Origin of the sequence: Novosphingobium sp. AAP83 (assembly GCF_001295795.1) — a bacterium.
GTDB lineage: Bacteria > Pseudomonadota > Alphaproteobacteria > Sphingomonadales > Sphingomonadaceae > Novosphingobium.
This window is the reverse complement of sequence record NZ_LJHY01000003.1, coordinates 223,357-240,549: the sequence shown is the minus strand read 5'-3', so window position 1 is coordinate 240,549 and position 17,193 is coordinate 223,357. Positions and strand designations below refer to the sequence as shown.

Annotated in this window: 17 protein-coding genes; 4 read left to right on the top strand and 13 right to left on the bottom strand. The window is 58.9% G+C overall.

Annotated features, from left to right (window positions below; genetic code table 11):
- Position 1: 1 nt before the first annotated feature.
- On the bottom strand, positions 2-1,078 hold the full coding sequence (locus tag IP81_RS02825) for an efflux RND transporter periplasmic adaptor subunit (protein WP_054106440.1): 1,077 nt from the start codon (positions 1,076-1,078) through the stop codon (positions 2-4).
- Positions 1,079-1,180: 102 nt separating this feature from the next.
- On the opposite strand from IP81_RS02825, the gene IP81_RS02820 reads away from it, so the two are divergent.
- Both IP81_RS02820 and IP81_RS02815 read left to right on the top strand, forming a co-directional pair.
- Positions 1,181-1,837, top strand: a complete 657-nt coding sequence (locus IP81_RS02820; protein ID WP_054106439.1) for a response regulator transcription factor — start codon at positions 1,181-1,183, stop codon at positions 1,835-1,837.
- On the top strand, positions 1,834-3,195 hold the full coding sequence (locus IP81_RS02815; protein WP_054106438.1) for a HAMP domain-containing sensor histidine kinase: 1,362 nt from the start codon (positions 1,834-1,836) through the stop codon (positions 3,193-3,195). Before IP81_RS02820 ends, IP81_RS02815 begins: the two co-directional genes overlap by 4 nt.
- Before the next feature lie 37 nt (positions 3,196-3,232).
- Here the strand turns inward: IP81_RS02815 and IP81_RS02810 are convergent, their stop codons facing one another.
- The 9 genes from IP81_RS02810 to IP81_RS02770 are packed head-to-tail and all read right to left on the bottom strand — an operon-like array spanning position 3,233 to position 12,269.
- Positions 3,233-4,858 (bottom strand): AMP-binding protein, encoded by a 1,626-nt coding sequence (locus IP81_RS02810; protein WP_054106437.1) that lies wholly within the window; start codon positions 4,856-4,858, stop codon positions 3,233-3,235.
- Positions 4,855-6,258, bottom strand: coding sequence for an aldehyde dehydrogenase family protein (locus IP81_RS02805; RefSeq protein WP_054106436.1), 1,404 nt, complete (start codon positions 6,256-6,258; stop codon positions 4,855-4,857). The genes IP81_RS02810 and IP81_RS02805 overlap by 4 nt, the downstream gene beginning before the upstream one ends.
- 44 nt (positions 6,259-6,302) lie before the next feature.
- Complete coding sequence (locus IP81_RS02800; RefSeq protein WP_054106435.1) at positions 6,303-8,510, bottom strand: TonB-dependent receptor; 2,208 nt, start codon at positions 8,508-8,510, stop codon at positions 6,303-6,305.
- Between the two features lie 17 nt (positions 8,511-8,527).
- Entirely contained in the window at positions 8,528-9,001 is a 474-nt protein-coding gene (locus IP81_RS02795; RefSeq protein WP_197274494.1) for a cytochrome C, read from the bottom strand.
- The gene (locus IP81_RS02790; RefSeq protein WP_054106434.1) at positions 8,998-9,456 is read right to left on the bottom strand and encodes a cytochrome c; all 459 of its coding nucleotides are present in this window, start codon (positions 9,454-9,456) and stop codon (positions 8,998-9,000) included. Before IP81_RS02790 ends, IP81_RS02795 begins: the two co-directional genes overlap by 4 nt.
- Complete coding sequence (locus IP81_RS02785) at positions 9,453-10,013, bottom strand: methylamine dehydrogenase light chain (protein WP_054106433.1); 561 nt, start codon at positions 10,011-10,013, stop codon at positions 9,453-9,455. Before IP81_RS02785 ends, IP81_RS02790 begins: the two co-directional genes overlap by 4 nt.
- 3 nt (positions 10,014-10,016) lie before the next feature.
- Positions 10,017-10,610 (bottom strand): methylamine dehydrogenase, encoded by a 594-nt coding sequence (locus IP81_RS02780; RefSeq protein WP_231626213.1) that lies wholly within the window; start codon positions 10,608-10,610, stop codon positions 10,017-10,019.
- Positions 10,607-11,092: a MauE/DoxX family redox-associated membrane protein gene (locus IP81_RS02775; protein ID WP_054106431.1), complete on the bottom strand. Its 486-nt coding sequence runs from the start codon at positions 11,090-11,092 to the stop codon at positions 10,607-10,609. The genes IP81_RS02780 and IP81_RS02775 overlap by 4 nt, the downstream gene beginning before the upstream one ends.
- 1 nt (position 11,093) lies before the next feature.
- Positions 11,094-12,269 carry an amine dehydrogenase large subunit gene (locus IP81_RS02770; RefSeq protein WP_054106430.1) on the bottom strand — a complete coding sequence of 392 codons (1,176 nt, stop codon included), beginning with the start codon at positions 12,267-12,269 and terminating at the stop codon, positions 11,094-11,096.
- 151 nt (positions 12,270-12,420) lie between these two features.
- Here IP81_RS02770 and IP81_RS02765 point away from each other — a divergent pair, with 151 nt between their 5' ends.
- Both IP81_RS02765 and IP81_RS02760 read left to right on the top strand, forming a co-directional pair.
- A complete protein-coding gene (locus IP81_RS02765; protein WP_054106429.1) occupies positions 12,421-13,098 on the top strand; it encodes a TetR/AcrR family transcriptional regulator in 678 nt (225 codons plus the stop codon).
- Between the two features lie 330 nt (positions 13,099-13,428).
- A complete protein-coding gene (locus tag IP81_RS02760; RefSeq protein ID WP_369800695.1) occupies positions 13,429-13,953 on the top strand; it encodes a cytochrome c family protein in 525 nt (174 codons plus the stop codon).
- Positions 13,954-14,053: 100 nt separating this feature from the next.
- Here IP81_RS02760 and hemA read toward each other — a convergent pair whose 3' ends face one another.
- From hemA to acsF, 3 genes are read right to left on the bottom strand one after another with little or no spacing between them, the layout of a single operon-like run.
- Complete coding sequence (gene hemA / locus IP81_RS02755) at positions 14,054-15,274, bottom strand: 5-aminolevulinate synthase (protein ID WP_054106427.1); 1,221 nt, start codon at positions 15,272-15,274, stop codon at positions 14,054-14,056.
- A gap of 33 nt (positions 15,275-15,307) precedes the next feature.
- Positions 15,308-16,087, bottom strand: coding sequence for a putative photosynthetic complex assembly protein PuhE (puhE, locus tag IP81_RS02750; RefSeq protein WP_054106426.1), 780 nt, complete (start codon positions 16,085-16,087; stop codon positions 15,308-15,310).
- Positions 16,081-17,106 (bottom strand): magnesium-protoporphyrin IX monomethyl ester (oxidative) cyclase, encoded by a 1,026-nt coding sequence (acsF, locus tag IP81_RS02745; protein ID WP_054106495.1) that lies wholly within the window; start codon positions 17,104-17,106, stop codon positions 16,081-16,083. The genes puhE and acsF overlap by 7 nt, the downstream gene beginning before the upstream one ends.
- Positions 17,107-17,193: the final 87 nt, after the last annotated feature.

The following is a 17,193-nucleotide window of genomic DNA, read 5'->3' as shown; positions in this document are numbered from 1 at the left end:
CCTATTCCGCGTTCATGGCTTTGAGTTCGGCAACGCTGCTGGTGGCAACCTGCTCGCCCGATGCCAGTCCGCCGGAAATCACCGCCAGCCCGCTACCGCGCGAGGCGACCGTGACCGCCCGTTTTTCCCACGAATTACCTTTGCGCACAAAGACATGATCCTTGTCGCCAATCATGGTGACAGCGCGGTCCGGCACGGCAATTCCGCGCCCTTCCTTCAGAATAGTGACGCTGACATTGCGCCCTGCCATCACGCCCGGTGCGGCAGCGACGGTGGCGCGGGCCATGATCGAGCGGGTGGCCGGATCGAGCGAGGGAGCGACCGCGATGATCCTGCCACTGACGGGTGCAGGCATATCACTGCCGCTTGCCCCGGCAATCTCCACCGCCATGCCGGGGCGCACTTGCTGCGCCAGCCGCTCGGGCAATTGCAGTTCGATCTGGTACGCCCCTGCGGCCTCGATCACAAAGGGGGCGGTGACAGCATCTACTCCGCCGCCGGTTTCTACCCCGACATGGGCAACCCGACCTGCTATCGGCGCGCGCAACGTCATCGTGCCATCAGACCCGACCCCTCCCAGCGCGCTTAACCGCGAAAACTGCGCTACGCTTGCCCGGGCCTGGTCCAGTTCCGCCTTGGCCTCGTCGGCTCGCGCGGCGGCGATGATGCCCTCATCCGCCAGTTGCGAGAGCCGCTTTGTGCGCGCCTGGGCAAGCGCTGCGGCTGATCTGGCGCGGGCCAGATCGCCGCTGATCTGCACCGGCTCTGCCGCGCGCACCAGCCCGAGCGGCTCATTACGCGTCACTTGCTGGCCCTCGATCACGAAGACCCGCACCACCGCGCCGGCAAACGGTGCCGTCACCGCAACACGCGCCTCGGGGGGAAGGGTTATGGTTCCGGGCACATTGCCTAGCGGGATGCTGAAAATCTCTTTGGCCGAGGCCGATGTGATCTCAAGACCCTTTGTCAGGTCCTTGGGCGCTGCTGCATCCTTGTTCTGTTCATCAGACGACGTGCAGGCAGGCAAGGCCGCAAGTGCGGCCAGCACGGCAAGGCGGGCAAGAAGAGATTTGGTCATGCCAGACCTTTTGCCGCACAAAGCTGACAAGAACTTGCCAGTTTGGCAACTTGTTGTCAGTTTGGCAGGCCATCACCGGCGGCGGAAAGGAACCGGTACGCCATGCGCCTCCTCTTGGTCGAAGACGATCCCGAACTTGGCCGACGGCTGAGCGAGCGTCTGCGCGGCGCCGGTTTCGCGGTCGAGCTTGCGACCAGCCGCAGCGAGGCCGAGGACTGGCCCGATGTTGATCGTATGGCGGCGGTGATCCTTGACCTTGGCCTGCCCGATGGCAGTGGTCTTGATCTGCTGCGGCACTGGAGAAACCGGCGGGTGGAGACTCCTATCGTTATCCTCACCGCGCGCGGCAGTTGGCAGGACAAAGTCGAAGGGCTGAATGCCGGGGCCGATGATTTCGTGGTTAAGCCGGTGCGTTTTGAAGAACTGGTTGCCCGCCTCAACGCGCTGTTCCGCAGGCAACAGAGCAGCCGCGCCACCGATATCGAAGCAGGCGACCTGAAGCTCGATCCGCTTTCGCGCAGCGTCACGTTGGCAGGGGCTGCATTGCCGCTTAGCCGTCAGGAGTTCCGGCTGCTGCACTTGTTCCTGCGGCGTGCCGGGCAGGTGTTGTCACAGGCTGACTTGATCGATGATCTCTATGCGCTGGATGACGAGCGCGAAAGCAATACGGTCGAGGTGCTGATCGGGCGATTACGCCGCAAAATCGGGCGAGAGCGTATCACAACGCTGCGCGGCATGGGCTACAGGTTCGAGAAATGAAGTTGTTCCCTGTCTCCGGCAGCTTGCGGCTGCGTTTCCTTTTGGCGGTCAGCTTGTGGGTTATGCTGGGGGTTGGCGCCATCTGGTTTTCGGCAGTCGGCATTTTCAGCAAACATGTCGAGCAATCCTACCATGAAGAGCTTGAAGTCCATGTCCGTGAGCTGGGAGGACTGACCGAAATCACCCCGTCCGGTGCCATTGTCCTGACCCGCCCTCTGTCAGACCCGCGCTATGCCATGCCGCTTTCGGGGTTTTATTGGCAAGTCACCATGAACGGGCACAAGTCGCTGCGTTCCGCTTCGATGACGCGCGGCAGTCTTAAAGAGAGCATCGCTCATTCGCCCAATATCCTGCACCGGTTCGATGAAGGGCCGACCGGTCCTGCGGTCACTTATGGCTTCACCCGCAAAGGGCCGGCTGGCGAGACCATCCATTTCGTGATCGCCACTGACCAGAGCGAGCTGGACCGGTTGATCGGCAGCTTTACCCGCGATCTCAGCTTGTGGCTGGCGGGGCTTGCGGCTTTGCTGCTGGCGACAGGGTTTGCCATCATCTCCTTCGGCCTGCGCCCGCTTGACCGGCTCTCGCTTGCCTTTGCCCGGCTCAGGCGCGGCGAGGCAGAGGAACTGGATGGCCAATACCCTGCCGAAATCGCGCCGATTGCTGCCGATCTCAATGCCTATATCCGCCAGAACGAGGCGATGCTTTCGCGCGCAAGGGTGCAGGCCGGAAGCCTTGCCCACTCGCTCCGCACGCCGCTGGCGATCATCACGGACGAGGCCGAGCGCCTTGCCGAGCGTAACGATTGCCAGTCTACCGGCGCGGTGCTGCTCGATCAGGCGGCGGCGATCGAACAGCAGATCGAATACCAGCTTGCGCGTGCACGCTCGGCAGCAGGCCAGAAACCTTCGGGACGGGGCGTGGTGGTGCCCGATGTTGCCTTGCCGATCCTGCGCGCCATGCAGCGGCTCCATCCGGACAAGCGGTTCACGCTTGATGATGAAGGATGCACAGGCACGGTGCTGCCGCTCGATGCGGTCGATTACGCCGAGGTCCTGTCGATCCTGCTCGACAATGCGGGGAAATGGTCAACCCGCGATGTAACCCTGTCGTTTGTCTGTGATGGCACAGGATCATGCATGGCCCGGATCGAAGATGACGGCCCCGGCATCCCCGAACACCTTATCGGCAAGGCCTTTGGCGTGGGCACGCGCTTCGATCCTGCGGTCACAGGTTCGGGGCTTGGTCTGGCTATAGCGAAAGACCTCTGCGCGTCGATGGTCATAGACCTGACACTGGCCAATGGCGCACGCGGCCTGATCGCCACCGTAAGCCATCCGGCCAAAAGTCCCGCGTGAGGCGGTCACACCAGCGGCATTTGACCGGACGGGATTGTCACGAACCGAGTTCTGCTTCCATGATCTGGCGCATCGCGAATTTTTGCGCTTTGCCCGTCACCGTCATTTCGAAGCTTTCAACGATGCGGACATGGCGGGGCACTTTGTAGTGGGCGATCCTGCCACGGCAATGGTCCAGCACATGATCGGGCGTCAGATCATTGGCGGGTTTTGCAATGATCCATGCGCACACTTCCTCGCCAAACTTTTCGTCGGCCACGCCAAACACTTGCGCGTCTTGTACCGCAGGATGGGTGAGCAAGAACTCCTCGATTTCGCGCGGGTAGATGTTTTCGCCGCCGCGAATGATCATGTCCTTGATCCGCCCGGTAATCCGGACATAGCCATTGGCGTCCATGGTCGCCAGATCACCGGAATGCATCCAGCCATCGGCATCAATGGCCTCGGCGGTCTTTTCCGGGTCACCCCAATAACCGGGCATCACCGCATAGCCGCGTGAGCAATATTCGCCCTGCTGGCCAATCGGCAGCGTCTCGCCGTCAAAGCCGACAATCTTGGCCTCGGCATGGGGGTGAATGCGGCCCACTGTGCCAACCCGCTCTTCCAGCGGATCGTCCGTTGCGGTCTGCGTAGTCAGCGGGCTGGTCTCGGTCATGCCATAACCGATGGTCACTTCCGTCATGTTCAGATGATCCATAACCTGGCGCATCGTCGATACAGGGCAGGGTGATCCTGCCATGATCCCTGTGCGCAAAGTAGAAACATCGTAATTGGCAAGATCGGGCTGGTTCAGCACGGTGATGAACATCGTTGGCACGCCATATAGCGCGGTGCAGCCCTCGGCGGCGACCGCTTCCAGCGCGGCTTTTGCGTCAAAGGATTCGCCGGGATAAACCATCGCCGCACCGCTGCTCAGCGCGGCAAGGTTGCCCAGAACCATGCCGAAGCAGTGGTATAGCGGCACCGGAATGCAGATGCGGTCCTTCACACCCAGCTTTATGGTGCGCGCGGTGAAGTGGCCGTTGTTCAGGATATTGCGGTGGGTCAGCGTTGCGCCTTTGGGAAAACCGGTCGTGCCGCTGGTAAACTGGATGTTGATCTTGTCAGTGGGGTGGAGCGCCGCCCCGGCGGCTGCAAGACGCGCATGGTCAGCCTCGCCGCGCAAGCTTTGCCAAGGCTCAAAACCGTCAAACCGGTCATCGCCGATCACGATTATGCTGCGCAGCATGGGCAGCTTTTCAGCACCCAGTTCGCGCAACATCGCAATGTAATCGCTGGTCTTGAACTTTGCGGCGGTCACCAGAACCGTGCAGCCCACTTTGTTGAGCGCATATTCGACCTCGCTGGTGCGATAGGCCGGATTGATCGTGACAAGGATCGCTCCGATGCGCGCCGTGGCGAATTGCAGCACCGTCCATTCGGCGCAATTGGGCGCCCAGATGCCCACCCGGTCGCCTTTGGCCACCCCGATATCGAGCAGGCCCGTTGCAATACGGTCGACTTCGGCATCAAGCTCGGCCCAGGTCCAGCGGATGCCCTGATGGCGCGCTGAAAGGGCAAGTTCCGCCCCCCACAGGGCGCCGGCATCACGCAAAGCCTGCCCGATTGTCTTTTCCAGAAGCGGCTCGTCCACGGGGCCTTTGGCATAAGAAAGCTGCGTCATCGTTTGATATTCACCACCTGGGTCTGGGTATATTCGGAAAGTCCCTCGACCGATTGTTCAACGCCCAGACCGCTATTCTTGAACCCTGCCATGGGAATGTGCGGGCCAATCGCGATATGCTGGTTCACCCAAACCTGCCCGCTTTCAATCCGCGCTGCAATATCTGCGGCACGGCCGATGTCTTTTGACCAGACCGAACCGCCAAGGCCATATTCCGATGCGTTGGCCCGGGCGATAACGTCCTCGATATCGTCAAACTTCACCAGCGGCAGGATCGGCCCGAACTGTTCTTCATCAACGATCCGGTCGCCATCGGTCACATCGCGCACGATGGTGGGGCTGATGAAATAGCCTGCCCGCTCCATTGCCTGTCCGCCTGCCACAATCGTGCCCTCGGCGCGCGCGGATTCAAGAAAGCCTTTGACCTTTTCGAACTGCATCTTGTTCTGGATGGGGCCGATCTGCGTGCCCTGCTGCAATCCGTCATCAACCACGGCAGCTTGCGCCAATCGTGCCAGTTCCCCGCACATCGCATCGTAGATGTCTGTGTGAATATAAGCGCGCTTGATCGCAAGGCAGACTTGCCCGTTGTTCAGGAAGGCATTGCCGAAAATGGCTTGCGCCGTTTCGCGCACATCCACGTCCTCCAACACAATCGCCGGATCATTCCCGCCCAGTTCCAGCGTCACGCGCTTCAGCGTGTCTGCGCCGCTGGCGGCAATGCGTTTGCCGGTGGCGGTCGATCCGGTGAAGCCCACTTTGGCTACATCGGGATGCGCGGTCAGATGGGGCCCAAGATCGTTGGCGTCGGCAATCACGTTGACGACGCCTGCCGGGAACACATCGCGGCAAATCTCGCCAAGGATCAGTGCGCAGAGCGGCGTTGTCGGCGCAGGTTTCAGCACGATGGCATTGCCTGCCAGAACAGCAGGGCCAATCTTCCAGCACGCGACCAGCAGCGGGAAATTCCAGGCGATGATGCCCACCACAACGCCCAAGGGCCTATGCTTGACGGCGATATAGCCAGTCTCGTCGTCCTGGATGATGCGATCCGGCAATTCCAGCGTGGCATAATGGCGCAAATAGCCGTCGGTCCACGCCAGTTCGCCTTGGGCTTCGGCCAAGGGTTTGCCCTGTTCCATCGTCAGCACGCGCGCGATCTCATCTTTGCGTGCCGCAATCGCATCAGCCAGCTCGATCAGCTTTGCCTGCCGCTCGGCCCAAGGCACCGCAGCCCAACCCGGCACTGCCGCCTTTGCCGCAGCAATCGCGGCATCGGCCTGTGCCACCGATGCGCGGGGAGCCGTTGCGAACGGCTCCCCCGTGGCGGGATTGATTACGTCCATTGTCATGTCGCCCGCAACGAGCGCCCCGCCAATGAGCAGCTTGTAATCCGTCATAATCCTCTCCTGACCGCTCTGTGGTCGGCCTTTATGGGAACGCGTCAGAACTTTGCGCCAACCGTGATGCCATAGGTGCGCGGGTTGCCGATGTGGTTGTAATCAAATCCAAATCCGGCCAGCAGATCAACGCGCGAGGTGAAGTAGAACTTGTCGGACAAGTTCTTGCCCCAGATCGATGCGTTAAAGCGCCCGTTCGCGCTTTCCCAATCGATATGCCCGCCCACAATCGCATAGGATGTTTGCCGCAACCGGGGGATGTTCAGCACTTCGAAGAACTGGCTGGTCTGATAAGCGATATCCGGGTGGATCGATAGCTTGCCCATGTCTCCGTCAAGCAGCGTCAGGTCCACTGTCGTGTTGAACGTCAGGCTCGGCGCGTTCGACAAGCGATTGCCCGCTACGTTGTTGCCGCTGACAATGCCTTGCTGGATCTTGGTAGCCAGCAGCCCCATGCCGCTGTGGATGGTCAGCTTGTCGCTCGCCCGGATCGTCAGTTCCGCTTCACCGCCATAAATCCGCGATTTGGGGATGTTCAGCAGCGTTTGCGCCGCCGTGCCCGGATCAATGTTGATGAATTGCTGGTTGCGGTAATCGTAATAGAAACCGGCAAGGTTCAACGTGATCCGGCGATCCAGAAACTGCGTTTTGACACCCAGTTCATAAGCGGTAACTTCTTCGGCCTTGGCGACCGAAAGCTCTGACGGATCGAAAAATGCCTGCGCGTTAAAGCTTGGCGCACGATAGCCACGGCTGACATTGGCATAAAGCAGATTGCCATCAGCCATCTTGAAATCGACGCCGATTTTGCCCGACAGGTTGTCTTGCGAATACTGGAGCGCCGAAAGCGGGATCAGGTTGGCAATCAGCGAACCGTCCACGCCCAAAGCGTCTGATTTGAAGTCGGTCTGCTGGCCGGTATCGTGCGTATAGCGCAAGCCGCCGCGCAAGGTGACCGCATCCGACAAGGCGTACTTTACGTCGGAATAGATCGCATAGCTTTTCTTCACTTGCGTGAAGTTGTTGCGAAACAGGCAGGCCAGCGGCAGACCAACCGCACAATCGTTGGCGGTTATGCCCGCCAAGCCATCGGAATCAATGTCTTTTCCGATCTCGAATGTGGTTTCGTTGAACACCTTTTCGCGGTGAAAATAAGCGCCAAGGATGAAGTCAAACGGGCCGCCGGTGTCGCTCGTCAAACGCAAGTCCTGCGCGAACTGGCTGGCACGGTCGGTATAGGGTATTTCGAGCAGTTCCGAGGCTGTGCCGTCGGTGTCCTCATAGAAAAACAGGTTGCCCTTGTCCCACGCGGTGATGCTGGTGATGGCCAGCGTATCAGAGATATCGAACGTGCTGGTCAAAGCCACGGAATAGGTCCGCGCCTGACGCTTGGCATCAAGGTTTGAAGCAATCTCACGGCGGCCAAGTCCGGGGCGGTTGACCGCTTCAGGCTGGGCATAAATGCCGTAATTCTGCGGGTTCTGATAGCTGGTCGATGCGCGCAGCACAAAGCGCACGCTATCGCTGGCTTCAAAATTCAGCGTGCCACGGATGGCGTATTCATCGGTTGAAGCAAGATCGGGTTTTCCGGGGACGACATTCTTGAACCAGCCATCGGCGCGGGCATAAGTGCCGGCAATGCGTAGCGCGGCCTTCTCGCCCAAAGGCACGTTGAACGCAGCATTCAGGTCTACGCGGTTGTAATTGCCATAGCCTGCGTTGACATAACCGCTGGTTTCGCCAAGCTTGGCGCTGCTGGCGATGATATTCACCGCGCCGCCAGTGGTGTTCTTGCCGTAAAGCGTGCCCTGCGGCCCGCGCAGCACTTCTACGCGCTCAAGATCATACATCGTCACGCCAAGGAACGCGAAGTTGCCCTTGTAGACTTCATCATAATACGTCGCGACAGGGCTTGATTGGTTCAGGCTGTAGTCCGACATCGAAACGCCGCGCAAAGCGAAGATCGGCGTGTTGTCGCCCACGATCGATGTCAGTTGCAGGTTCGCAACCTTTGTCACCAGGCTATCGACGCTGTTGACCCGTGATTTGGCCAATGTATCGCCGCTGATCGCCGAAACCGAGATCGGCACCGCTTGCAAGCTTTCCGACCGCTTGGCCGCCGTCACGACAATTTCGCCGTCGGGTATGACATTATCCGCCGGCGCGGTTTGCGCCATGGCCGGTGTCATGTGAAGTGCAGAAGCGATGGCTACCCCAGCCAGCGCGGTTCCGCGAAAAAGACGTTCCCTCATCATATATCTCCCAATTTTTAGGGTGAGTGTGTTTTTGCTCGGTCCTGCGAAAAACCTTTCACCAGCCGCGCTCTTGTTCCGGCGCGTTCGAGGCGAAGGGGATGGCGGCGCAACTGTCCTATTTCTTCAGGGCTATAAGGCCGGAAGTCTGCGGGCATGTGGGCCGGATCAAATGTGTAAAGCGTCCAGTTGACGAGGTTCGCCAACCGCGTGTCATCAAGATCGACTGTGGAAACGCCGGGCACCCGGGCAAGGAATTCGCGTCCGCCCGGTACGCCCAGAAAGCGCGCCACTTCGTTTTTGATCGGAGGGTTCGAGCGGTCGTCTCCCGCTCCGTCGGGGCGATGGCATCCCTGGCATTTCAGGATGTAGTCGATCCGCGCTTGTTGCGGGTTGCTGACCCCGCGCATCTGCATCTCACCCGCCCGGACGCCCGCTCCTGCCACCAAAAGGGCACAAAACGCCACCAATCCGGACGTGGATAGCTTCATTTGCCACCAACTTGTGCATGAAGCTTGGCCACATCACCGGCGGAAAGGCTGGTGCCGGATGACCGGTGACCCTCCACTTCTTTGGCGCTGAAAAGCTTGAATCCGGGGCCTGTTTTGGCAATCTGCGTGCCAACATGGTTCAGCACCGCCGCTGTTGCTGCATCGTCCAGCATCTGCGCGGGCATCACGCCCCGGTAAGCTTTCCCCTCAACCGTCATCGGCCCGGAAAGTCCGCGCACGATCGCAAGGGATAAGTAACGCCGCCCGTCAGGCTTCGTTGCAAGGTTACGGAAATCAGCGCCAAGCGGCGGAAATGCGCCGGGAACGCCAGCCCCCGTTTTGGTGTGGCACGCGGCACAACGCGAATAGAGGGTTGCCCCGTCCGGCGCGGCGGACGAGGGCAACGCCCACGCCAAAACCGCCATCGCCGGGATGACGCCAAGCAGCGACTTCATTTCGGCTGGTCCAGCGCAACGCCCACGATGATGGCGGTCGAGCAGTTATAGACGCTGCTTTGCGTGCCCAGACACCAATTGTAATCGTTGTTCGACTGCGGACGCACTTGCGGGCGATCACCCTCATTGCGGTTGCATAGGCATTGCCCGCATGAAGACGTGCCGCAGCAGTCGTTATAGCTGATCACATAGGCACGGTTGTCAGCAGGATTGGTGCATGTTCCAATCCAGGTGATCGGCGACATTTCTGTGCCCGGCGGGCATGTGCTGGCCGATCCGCCACAGCATGAACACAAGAAGCCGTCGATAGCGCAATAGCGCCAGTAATCGCACGAAGTCTGATCGCCCGGATCTTGCGGATTGGCGGAAACCAGCGGCGCATGGGCCGCGCCGCCAACACCGTGCGGTGAACCGCTTGCCGCGCGCGCGACCGGTAGAACGGGAATGGTGGCAGCGCCGGTAATGGCAGCGCCCAGCCATGCCAGTGTGCTGCGGCGCGATGTACGGCGGGCAACCCCGCGCGAAAGGCGCTCGGTCCATTTATCAAAACCGGCCATGGCTCAGGCCTCCTTGTTGCGGCGCGAGAGGAAATCCTGAATCGAGGCAACGCCGCGTTCCTTGGCTTCGAACAAGCTTTCGAGATGTTCGCGGCTATTGACCAAACCAAGCGATGCCACGCGGCCAGCCTCGTCCAGCAGCACCGCATAGGGTAGCTTTGACACGCCGAACGCCCGGCCGAGCGCCTCTGACAGAACAGTTGGCACGTCACTCAGGCCGTGCTGGCCAATCAGGCGCTGGTAATCCGCTTTCGATCCGTCTCCGGCGATCACGATATCAAGCCAATCGGCCTCTGCCGTTGCGGCTGATCGCACAACCGGCAGCAGTGATTTGCAAACCGGGCAATCGGGCGATGCGAAAAACAGCAACTGGCTACGCCCGTCTCGCGTGCCGCCAATTTCAATCGGCGCGCCATCTATTGTCGTCACGGTCATGGGGGAAGCGACTTCGCCCACGTTGACGTTCTGGTGCAGCGTCAGAGCGCCAGCGGGGGCTATGCGTTCGTGCAGAATGCCAACCTGGCGGGCAAGGGCGGCGATCAGCAGCGCTTGCACGATCACGGCAGTCCACAACAGGATCTGGGATGTCAGCATCATGATTTCCTCCAGCGAGGGTGAGGAATGGCAAGGAGTTCCGACCCGGCCAGATAAAGGGCCAAAAGCGCGGCGGCGGCAAAAGGCGTATCAATGCCGAACGCCGCCACAGGCAGGGTGGAAACGATAAGGGCCAGCATGGCGAGCACAGCGGGGCGGGCAATCAGTGGCCAGTCAACAGGCTTTTCCCGCGCAACCAGATCGCATCCGCAATCAAGCGTTTCACCGCGCCGCCGCAGCAATGCGCCAGCGTATGCCAGCCATACTATGGAAGCCAACAAGGCTCCGGTCTGGTGCAGGGGCGCGATCATCAGGCATATCGCGGCGACAAGCTCGATCGTACCTGTAACGATCAGAAGCAGCAGGCCTTGGCCATGCGCGCCTGTGAGTTTGGCCGCAACTGGCGCCAAACGATCATGCGCGATACCTTTGTGCAGGGCAGAACCTGCAAGCAAAAGCGCCAGAAAAGTGGAAATTTCCATCATTTCACGGCACCGTAATCAGGATGGGGCTTTCGCCGCCAGCGGTGCCGAGCGTGCGCAGGTAGGCTCCGCTTGCCGCATCATGTACGTCAATTACCCCATCGGTTCGCGCTGCAATCAATCGCGGTGTGGCCTCCTTTGTCACGCCAATGGCGGTTGCAGTGGCGCGCAAGGCAATACGCGCCACCCGTGCCTTGGTTGACGGATCGACCACCCAGACTTCAGTACCGCCATCTTTGTGGCTACCCTCGCGACCGTTAGGGCTCATCAATACATAGAGTTTGCCGGCAGCATCGGCTGCGATGACTTGCCAACCACCCGGCCTCCATTCTGGAGCAGCGGCATCTGCCGTGCCGACATTGAACGGCCCGGGGATTATCTTGGCGACGTCGCCGGAAAAATCGAAGCCTTGAATTTGGCCGTAATAGCTGACGAACCAGGCCTTTTGGCCGATCCATGCAGGCGTGCTGAACAATGGTTGCTTGTCGATGTCCTGCACGCCCTCGATTGTTTTCGATGACGTGGCCTGACCGTCCGCACCAAGCTTTACCGAAAGCATCGCACCATCGGCGCACAGGCTGGTAAAGCCACGCAGGCCCGTGGGATAGAGCTGCGCACAACCGGGCAAATCAATTTCGGCAATGATCTTGCGTGCATCCAGATCGAGCACGCTAACCGATTGTGCAGGCGTGAAATTCGCCACAAGTGCCCACTTGCCGCCATTGGTGAACTGGAACAATTGCGGATAAGTGACCGATTGCTGGCGTTTGCCGCCGGGCAACAGGATCTCGGCTTTGGGCTCCAGCGTCGTCATGTCCCAGATCGTCACCGCATCGGTGCGCTCGCCCCGTGTCAGGCGGGAATAAAACGTCTCGGACGTCAGGATTTCCTTGCGGCTGGACGACACCAGCATGTTCGCAAACTGTGCCGCACGTACCATGCCGCGCACTGGCCGTTCGGGCGATGCCGTATCAATGATCATCACCCGCCCGTCAAGGATGGACGCGAAGTGCAGATCATGCACCATAACCCACGAAGCAGGCCATTGTGCAGGCAGCGTTTCGATGATCGGTATAGGCTCTTCGGCCAGAGGTTTTGGAAACCGTGTCTCTGCCGCGGGGGTAGCAGCAAGCGCCGTGCCTGATGCAGACAGTGCCAAAGCCAGCGCAAACAACTTCATCCGAAACCTCCCCTTGCACGCAGCAGACTTGTGCTGGGTTGCATCCGGATAATGTCAAACTGGACACAAATCTGTCAAGTGACCTAAATTTGTCGAGTGACAAGTTTTTAAGCCTGTGGCATGCTGCACTAAAATTTCAGGAAATACACATATGAATCAGGATGATGGATCTCCAAAGTATGTCACCGACATGATTTTTCCGGATCGTGAGGGTGGCTACCTCAAAGGTCATGAAACCCGTGAACTGATACTGCGTACGGCTTTGTCGATCGTTATCGAGCGTGGCTACAAGGCGATGTCGATGCGCGGAGTCGCAGCGGCTTGCGGTATGAAGTTTGGCAACCTCACTTACCATTACCGCAGCCGTGAAGATCTGGTGCGAGAGTTGATGGAAGCTGTCATCAGCAGTTACGAGCGGGAATTCGAAACCATCATGATCATGCCCGGCGTCCCAGCCGAAGAACGCCTGCGCCGTTTATGCATGCTTTTGCTTGATGACATCCGGTCCAAGAAAACGACGCGCTTCTTTCCGGAGTTGTGGGCGCTGTCAAACCATGACCAGTTTGTGCTTGAGCGTGTGCAGGATCTTTATGTTCGTGCCCGCGCCCCGATACTGGAGATCGTAAAGGAAATGCGTCCCGATCTATCTGATGCCGAATGCGAGATCGTCGCGCTGTTTATCTCGGCCTCGATGGAAGGCATGACGATTTTTGCAGGCTACGAAAAACCGTTCGAAAAACGTATGCCCGAGCTTGAGCACCTTGCCGTGCTGTCTTTCTGCAATCTTGTCAAAACACTTGCGCCTGGTGAACTCGCCAAAACACGGTAGAGCCAATCTGGCGCTCGAAATCCTTTCAGACACCCATTGATGAGGCGGACTTTTGTGCAATAAATCGCGCGCCGCCAATCGCGCTCAGGCTTTGGCCAAGCATGGCGCGCAAGTCGGATCGAGCGAGCATTACTAGGCCTCCAATTTGGTGCCATCGTTTATGGGATGGCGCTCGGTGGTGGCTAGAGTTTGCAGCAAAATTTTGATAATAGATGCAAAATGCGGCGGTGCATTTGGCACTTAATACCGTGTTGCGCCAATGAGCGCCTTGTGTTTTACTGACGTGTGCGGCTCTGCAAATGCGCTGTTTCTAAATTAGAGGGGATGAAAATGACACTGAAATTTCAATATCTTGCGCTGACTGCGGCGACAATGTTGCTTGCTTCATGCGGTGGTGGCGGCAGCGAAGAAAAAACGGCTGCGGATTCGGCAGCAAAGCCAGCCGAAGCAGCAGTAGCTGCGGCACCAGCTGCCGCGGATGCAGCAAGCCCCGCTGCACCGACCCCGGATTCAACCGATACCGTTGATGGCACCAAGCTGGCTTCGGTCACGGGTGACGCAACGCATGGCAAGCAAGTGTTCATGCAGTGCAAAACATGCCATGCTGTTGAAGCTGGCAAGAACATGATCGGCCCATCGTTGGCTGGCGTTATCGGCCGCGCAGCAGGAACCGTTGCGGGCTACACCTATTCCGCCGCCAACAAGAACAGTGGCATTACGTGGAGCGAAGACAAGCTGTTCCAGTATCTGGAAAAGCCGATGCGTGTTGTCCCCGGCACCAAGATGGCGTTTGCAGGTCTGCCCAAGGCACAAGACCGTGCGGACGTGATTGCCTATCTCAAGGCACCCAACTGATAAGGATGAGAGCTGCTTTGCGCAGCTTTCAACCCCATAGCAAAGGGCGCGAACCGCAAGGTCCGCGCCCTTTCCGTTTTGCATCAAACAAATGGTCGGATCAGGCGGCAATTGCCCGCCGGGCCAGTTCACATTGCGACCAGATGTCGCTTAGCGCTTCGATCAGGCGATCAATGTCGCCATCGCTGTGAACGGGCGAGGGGGTAATCCGTAACCGCTCGGTTCCGCGCGGTACGGTGGGATAATTGATCGGCTGCACATAGATACCGTGATTGTCCATCAACCAATCGCTGATGCGCTTGGCCTTGTGGGGGTCGCCAACCATCACCGGTATGATGTGGCTGGGGTTTGGCATGTGCGGAATGCCCATCGTATCGAGACGGCGGCGCACGACTGCTACACGGTCGCGCTGGCGCGCGCGTTCCAGTTCGCTTTCCTTCAAATGCCTGATGCTTGCGGCAGCGCCTGCGGCCAAAGCAGGTGGAATTGCTGTGGTGAAGATGAACCCGCTCGCAAATGTACGGATGAAATCGCACAGAGCTTCAGAGGCCGCGATATAGCCGCCCATCACACCAAACGCCTTGCCCAGCGTGCCTTCAATTACGGTGATCCGGTCCATCAGGCCTTCGCGTTCGGCCACTCCGCCGCCACGCGGGCCATAAAGGCCGACGCCGTGTACTTCGTCGATATAGCTCATCGCGCCGTGGGCTTCGCACACATCAAGGATTTCCTTGATTGGCGCGATATCGCCATCCATCGAATAGACGCTTTCGAACGCGACCAGCTTGGGTACCTCGGGGCCGTATTGCGAAAGCAGTTCGTCAAGATGAGCCGGATCGTTATGACGCCAGACTTTGCAGGTGGCGCGTGAATGGCGGATGCCCTCGATCATCGATGCATGGTTCAGCGCATCGGAAAACACCACACAGCCTGGAATCTGTGCGGCCAATGTGCCAAGGCCTGCCCAGTTCGAAACATAGCCGCTGGTGAATATCAGCGCCGATTCCTTGTCGTGCAGATCAGCCAGTTCGCGTTCCAGCAGAACATGGTGGTGATTGTTGCCCGAGATATTGCGCGTGCCGCCGGCACCAGCGCCGCATTCGTCCAGCACCTTGTGCATGGCATCAAGCACTTTGGGATGCTGACCCATGCCAAGGTAATCGTTCGAGCACCAGACGGTTACGTCCTGCGTCTTGTCGCCCACATAGCGGGTGGCATGCGGAAACGAGCCGCAATGACGTTCGATCTCGGTAAAAACCCGGTAACGCCCCTCATCGCGGACCGCATCCAGTTCACCCTTGAAATAGGCTTCAAAATCCATAGCCGTCCGTCCTCTTGCTTGTCCTTATAGGGTTCATTTCGCCGTCCGGCGCGTTGGCAGGGCCCAGCCCCAAAGCGCTCCATCCCGAAACGGCAATGCGAGAAAAAGATGTTCTAGCGCGCCCAGCGCGGCCAGTGTGAACAACAGGCTGGCACCAGCCGCTTCGGCGCTCCCGGAGGGTGCGTTGAGCGCGATGGTCCCAATCCAGGCCGCCATGGCAACCACGGCGGCAATTGAACCTGCCAACATCCAAGTATAACGGCGCGGGCCGAAATAGCTTTGCAGATAATCCAGATGCGGCGGCAGGATTTCAGTGCTCATGTTGGGTACGCCAAAGAAGATATTGATCTTGGTGCTAAGCCGCATGATCAGCATCAGGCCGAACACCATGGCACCCACCTGATTGTTCGCCGACCATGTCAGCAAGATCAGGGTCAACGCCGTACTGACCAGCGCGATCTCGTGCCAGATCAGTGCAGAGGTCGCGTGGAAAAACCGGGTCCAGCCGCGCGATTGTGGCGGGCAGGGGGTGCGGCGTGGGCCTGTTATAGCGCCAGTCAAAAAGCTGATTTCATGCCACGACCAGATCAGGATGGCGCCAGTAAAAGCAGCGTAAATTGCCGCCAAAGTTTCAAGATGCATTGAAAAAACTATCAAGGCCAGTCCGCCCACCGCGGCAACCCCCGCCAGCGCAATGCTGCGCGCAAAGGTGCCGCGTTCGCGGTTATCGATCCATGCAACAAGACCCGTTGCGAAAAACCAGATCGCGATGGTCGCTGCTATCGGCAGAACATGGCCACTGAAACTTACCATGCGGGCTGCAACCGGATTGTGGCGGGCAGGGCATTGGTGCGCGTGCGATGGAGATACATTTTGGCAAAGCTCAAGCCAGCACCTGCCATACCCGAAGCGCGCATGGCCAATCCGGCAATGCCACCGCGCGCCTTGCCCGCTTCGATACGGCGGCTGGCTGCCAGCAGGTTGTCCATGTTACGGCGGAAAACGGGCGAGTCCGTATCAAGCTCGACCGGGAAGACCTGACGGCTGATCTGCGTGCAGATTGTGAACACACGGTAATCATAGGCGGTCGGATCAAGTCCGAGTGCTTCATGGAACACCGGACGGGCATGATCGCGCACATACATCGTGGCATAGACCGAGAGCAGGAAGAACCGCACCCACAGCTTGTTCATGCCCTTCAGCAGCTTGGGATCGGCGCGCAGCAGCAAGGCGAAGGCCTCACCATGGCGGAACTCATCGTTGCACCAAAGCTCGAACCACTGGAAAATCGGGTGGAACTGCAATTCCGGCTTGGCTGCGAGCTGGCGATAGATCGCGATATAGCGTGCATAGCCAATCTTTTCAGAAAGATAGACCGCATAAAAAATGAACTTGGGCTTGAAGTAATGATACTTCTTGGCCTTGGTAAGAAAGCCGAGATCAATCCCGATTCCGGAATCTTTGAGCGTTTCATTGATAAAGCCGGCATGGCGGCTTTCATCGCGCGCCAATAGCTTGAAAAGCTGTTTGATATCCGGGTTGTTGCTGCGCCGCGCGATTTCTGCATAGAGCACGCAACCAGAGAATTCCGATGTCAGTGAACTGACGAGGAAATCGGTGAATTCAGCCCGGAGCGCAGGTTCAAGACCTTCAATAACGCCATCAAAACTCTCGTCTTTCTTGAAATGGCGCTTGTTTGGGTCGCTGATCATCTCCGCCATCAAGGCGTCCCACTCGGTCCGCACCGAGGACACATCGACCGAGTCCAGCGCCTTGAAATCAGTGGTATAGAAACGCGGGCTCAGCACGGTTTCGTGGGTCGCCATGGCCATGGTGTCGGGCTTGGCAAAGGCCTCGTGCTTGTCAAACGCATCGGGCTCAACAGCGGCCTCGGGCGCGGCTTTGATCGCGGTGTAAGC

What these genes read in the sequence shown, in the direction of transcription:
- IP81_RS02810 (WP_054106437.1), bottom strand. Translation starts at nt 4,858, where the DNA reads ATGACGCAGCTTTCTTATGCCAAAGGCCCCGTGGACGAGCCGCTTCTG.
- puhE (WP_054106426.1), bottom strand. Translation starts at nt 16,087, where the DNA reads ATGGTAAGTTTCAGTGGCCATGTTCTGCCGATAGCAGCGACCATCGCG.
- IP81_RS02785 (WP_054106433.1), bottom strand. Translation starts at nt 10,013, where the DNA reads ATGGCCGGTTTTGATAAATGGACCGAGCGCCTTTCGCGCGGGGTTGCC.
- IP81_RS02770 (WP_054106430.1), bottom strand. Translation starts at nt 12,269, where the DNA reads ATGAAGTTGTTTGCGCTGGCTTTGGCACTGTCTGCATCAGGCACGGCG.
- IP81_RS02825 (WP_054106440.1), bottom strand. Translation starts at nt 1,078, where the DNA reads ATGACCAAATCTCTTCTTGCCCGCCTTGCCGTGCTGGCCGCACTTGCG.
- IP81_RS02820 (WP_054106439.1), top strand. Translation starts at nt 1,181, where the DNA reads ATGCGCCTCCTCTTGGTCGAAGACGATCCCGAACTTGGCCGACGGCTG.
- IP81_RS02805 (WP_054106436.1), bottom strand. Translation starts at nt 6,258, where the DNA reads ATGACGGATTACAAGCTGCTCATTGGCGGGGCGCTCGTTGCGGGCGAC.
- IP81_RS02775 (WP_054106431.1), bottom strand. Translation starts at nt 11,092, where the DNA reads ATGATGGAAATTTCCACTTTTCTGGCGCTTTTGCTTGCAGGTTCTGCC.
- IP81_RS02780 (WP_231626213.1), bottom strand. Translation starts at nt 10,610, where the DNA reads ATGATGCTGACATCCCAGATCCTGTTGTGGACTGCCGTGATCGTGCAA.
- IP81_RS02795 (WP_197274494.1), bottom strand. Translation starts at nt 9,001, where the DNA reads ATGAAGCTATCCACGTCCGGATTGGTGGCGTTTTGTGCCCTTTTGGTG.
- acsF (WP_054106495.1), bottom strand. Translation starts at nt 17,106, where the DNA reads ATGGCCATGGCGACCCACGAAACCGTGCTGAGCCCGCGTTTCTATACC.
- IP81_RS02765 (WP_054106429.1), top strand. Translation starts at nt 12,421, where the DNA reads ATGAATCAGGATGATGGATCTCCAAAGTATGTCACCGACATGATTTTT.
- IP81_RS02800 (WP_054106435.1), bottom strand. Translation starts at nt 8,510, where the DNA reads ATGAGGGAACGTCTTTTTCGCGGAACCGCGCTGGCTGGGGTAGCCATC.
- IP81_RS02815 (WP_054106438.1), top strand. Translation starts at nt 1,834, where the DNA reads ATGAAGTTGTTCCCTGTCTCCGGCAGCTTGCGGCTGCGTTTCCTTTTG.
- IP81_RS02760 (WP_369800695.1), top strand. Translation starts at nt 13,429, where the DNA reads ATGACACTGAAATTTCAATATCTTGCGCTGACTGCGGCGACAATGTTG.
- IP81_RS02790 (WP_054106434.1), bottom strand. Translation starts at nt 9,456, where the DNA reads ATGAAGTCGCTGCTTGGCGTCATCCCGGCGATGGCGGTTTTGGCGTGG.
- hemA (WP_054106427.1), bottom strand. Translation starts at nt 15,274, where the DNA reads ATGGATTTTGAAGCCTATTTCAAGGGTGAACTGGATGCGGTCCGCGAT.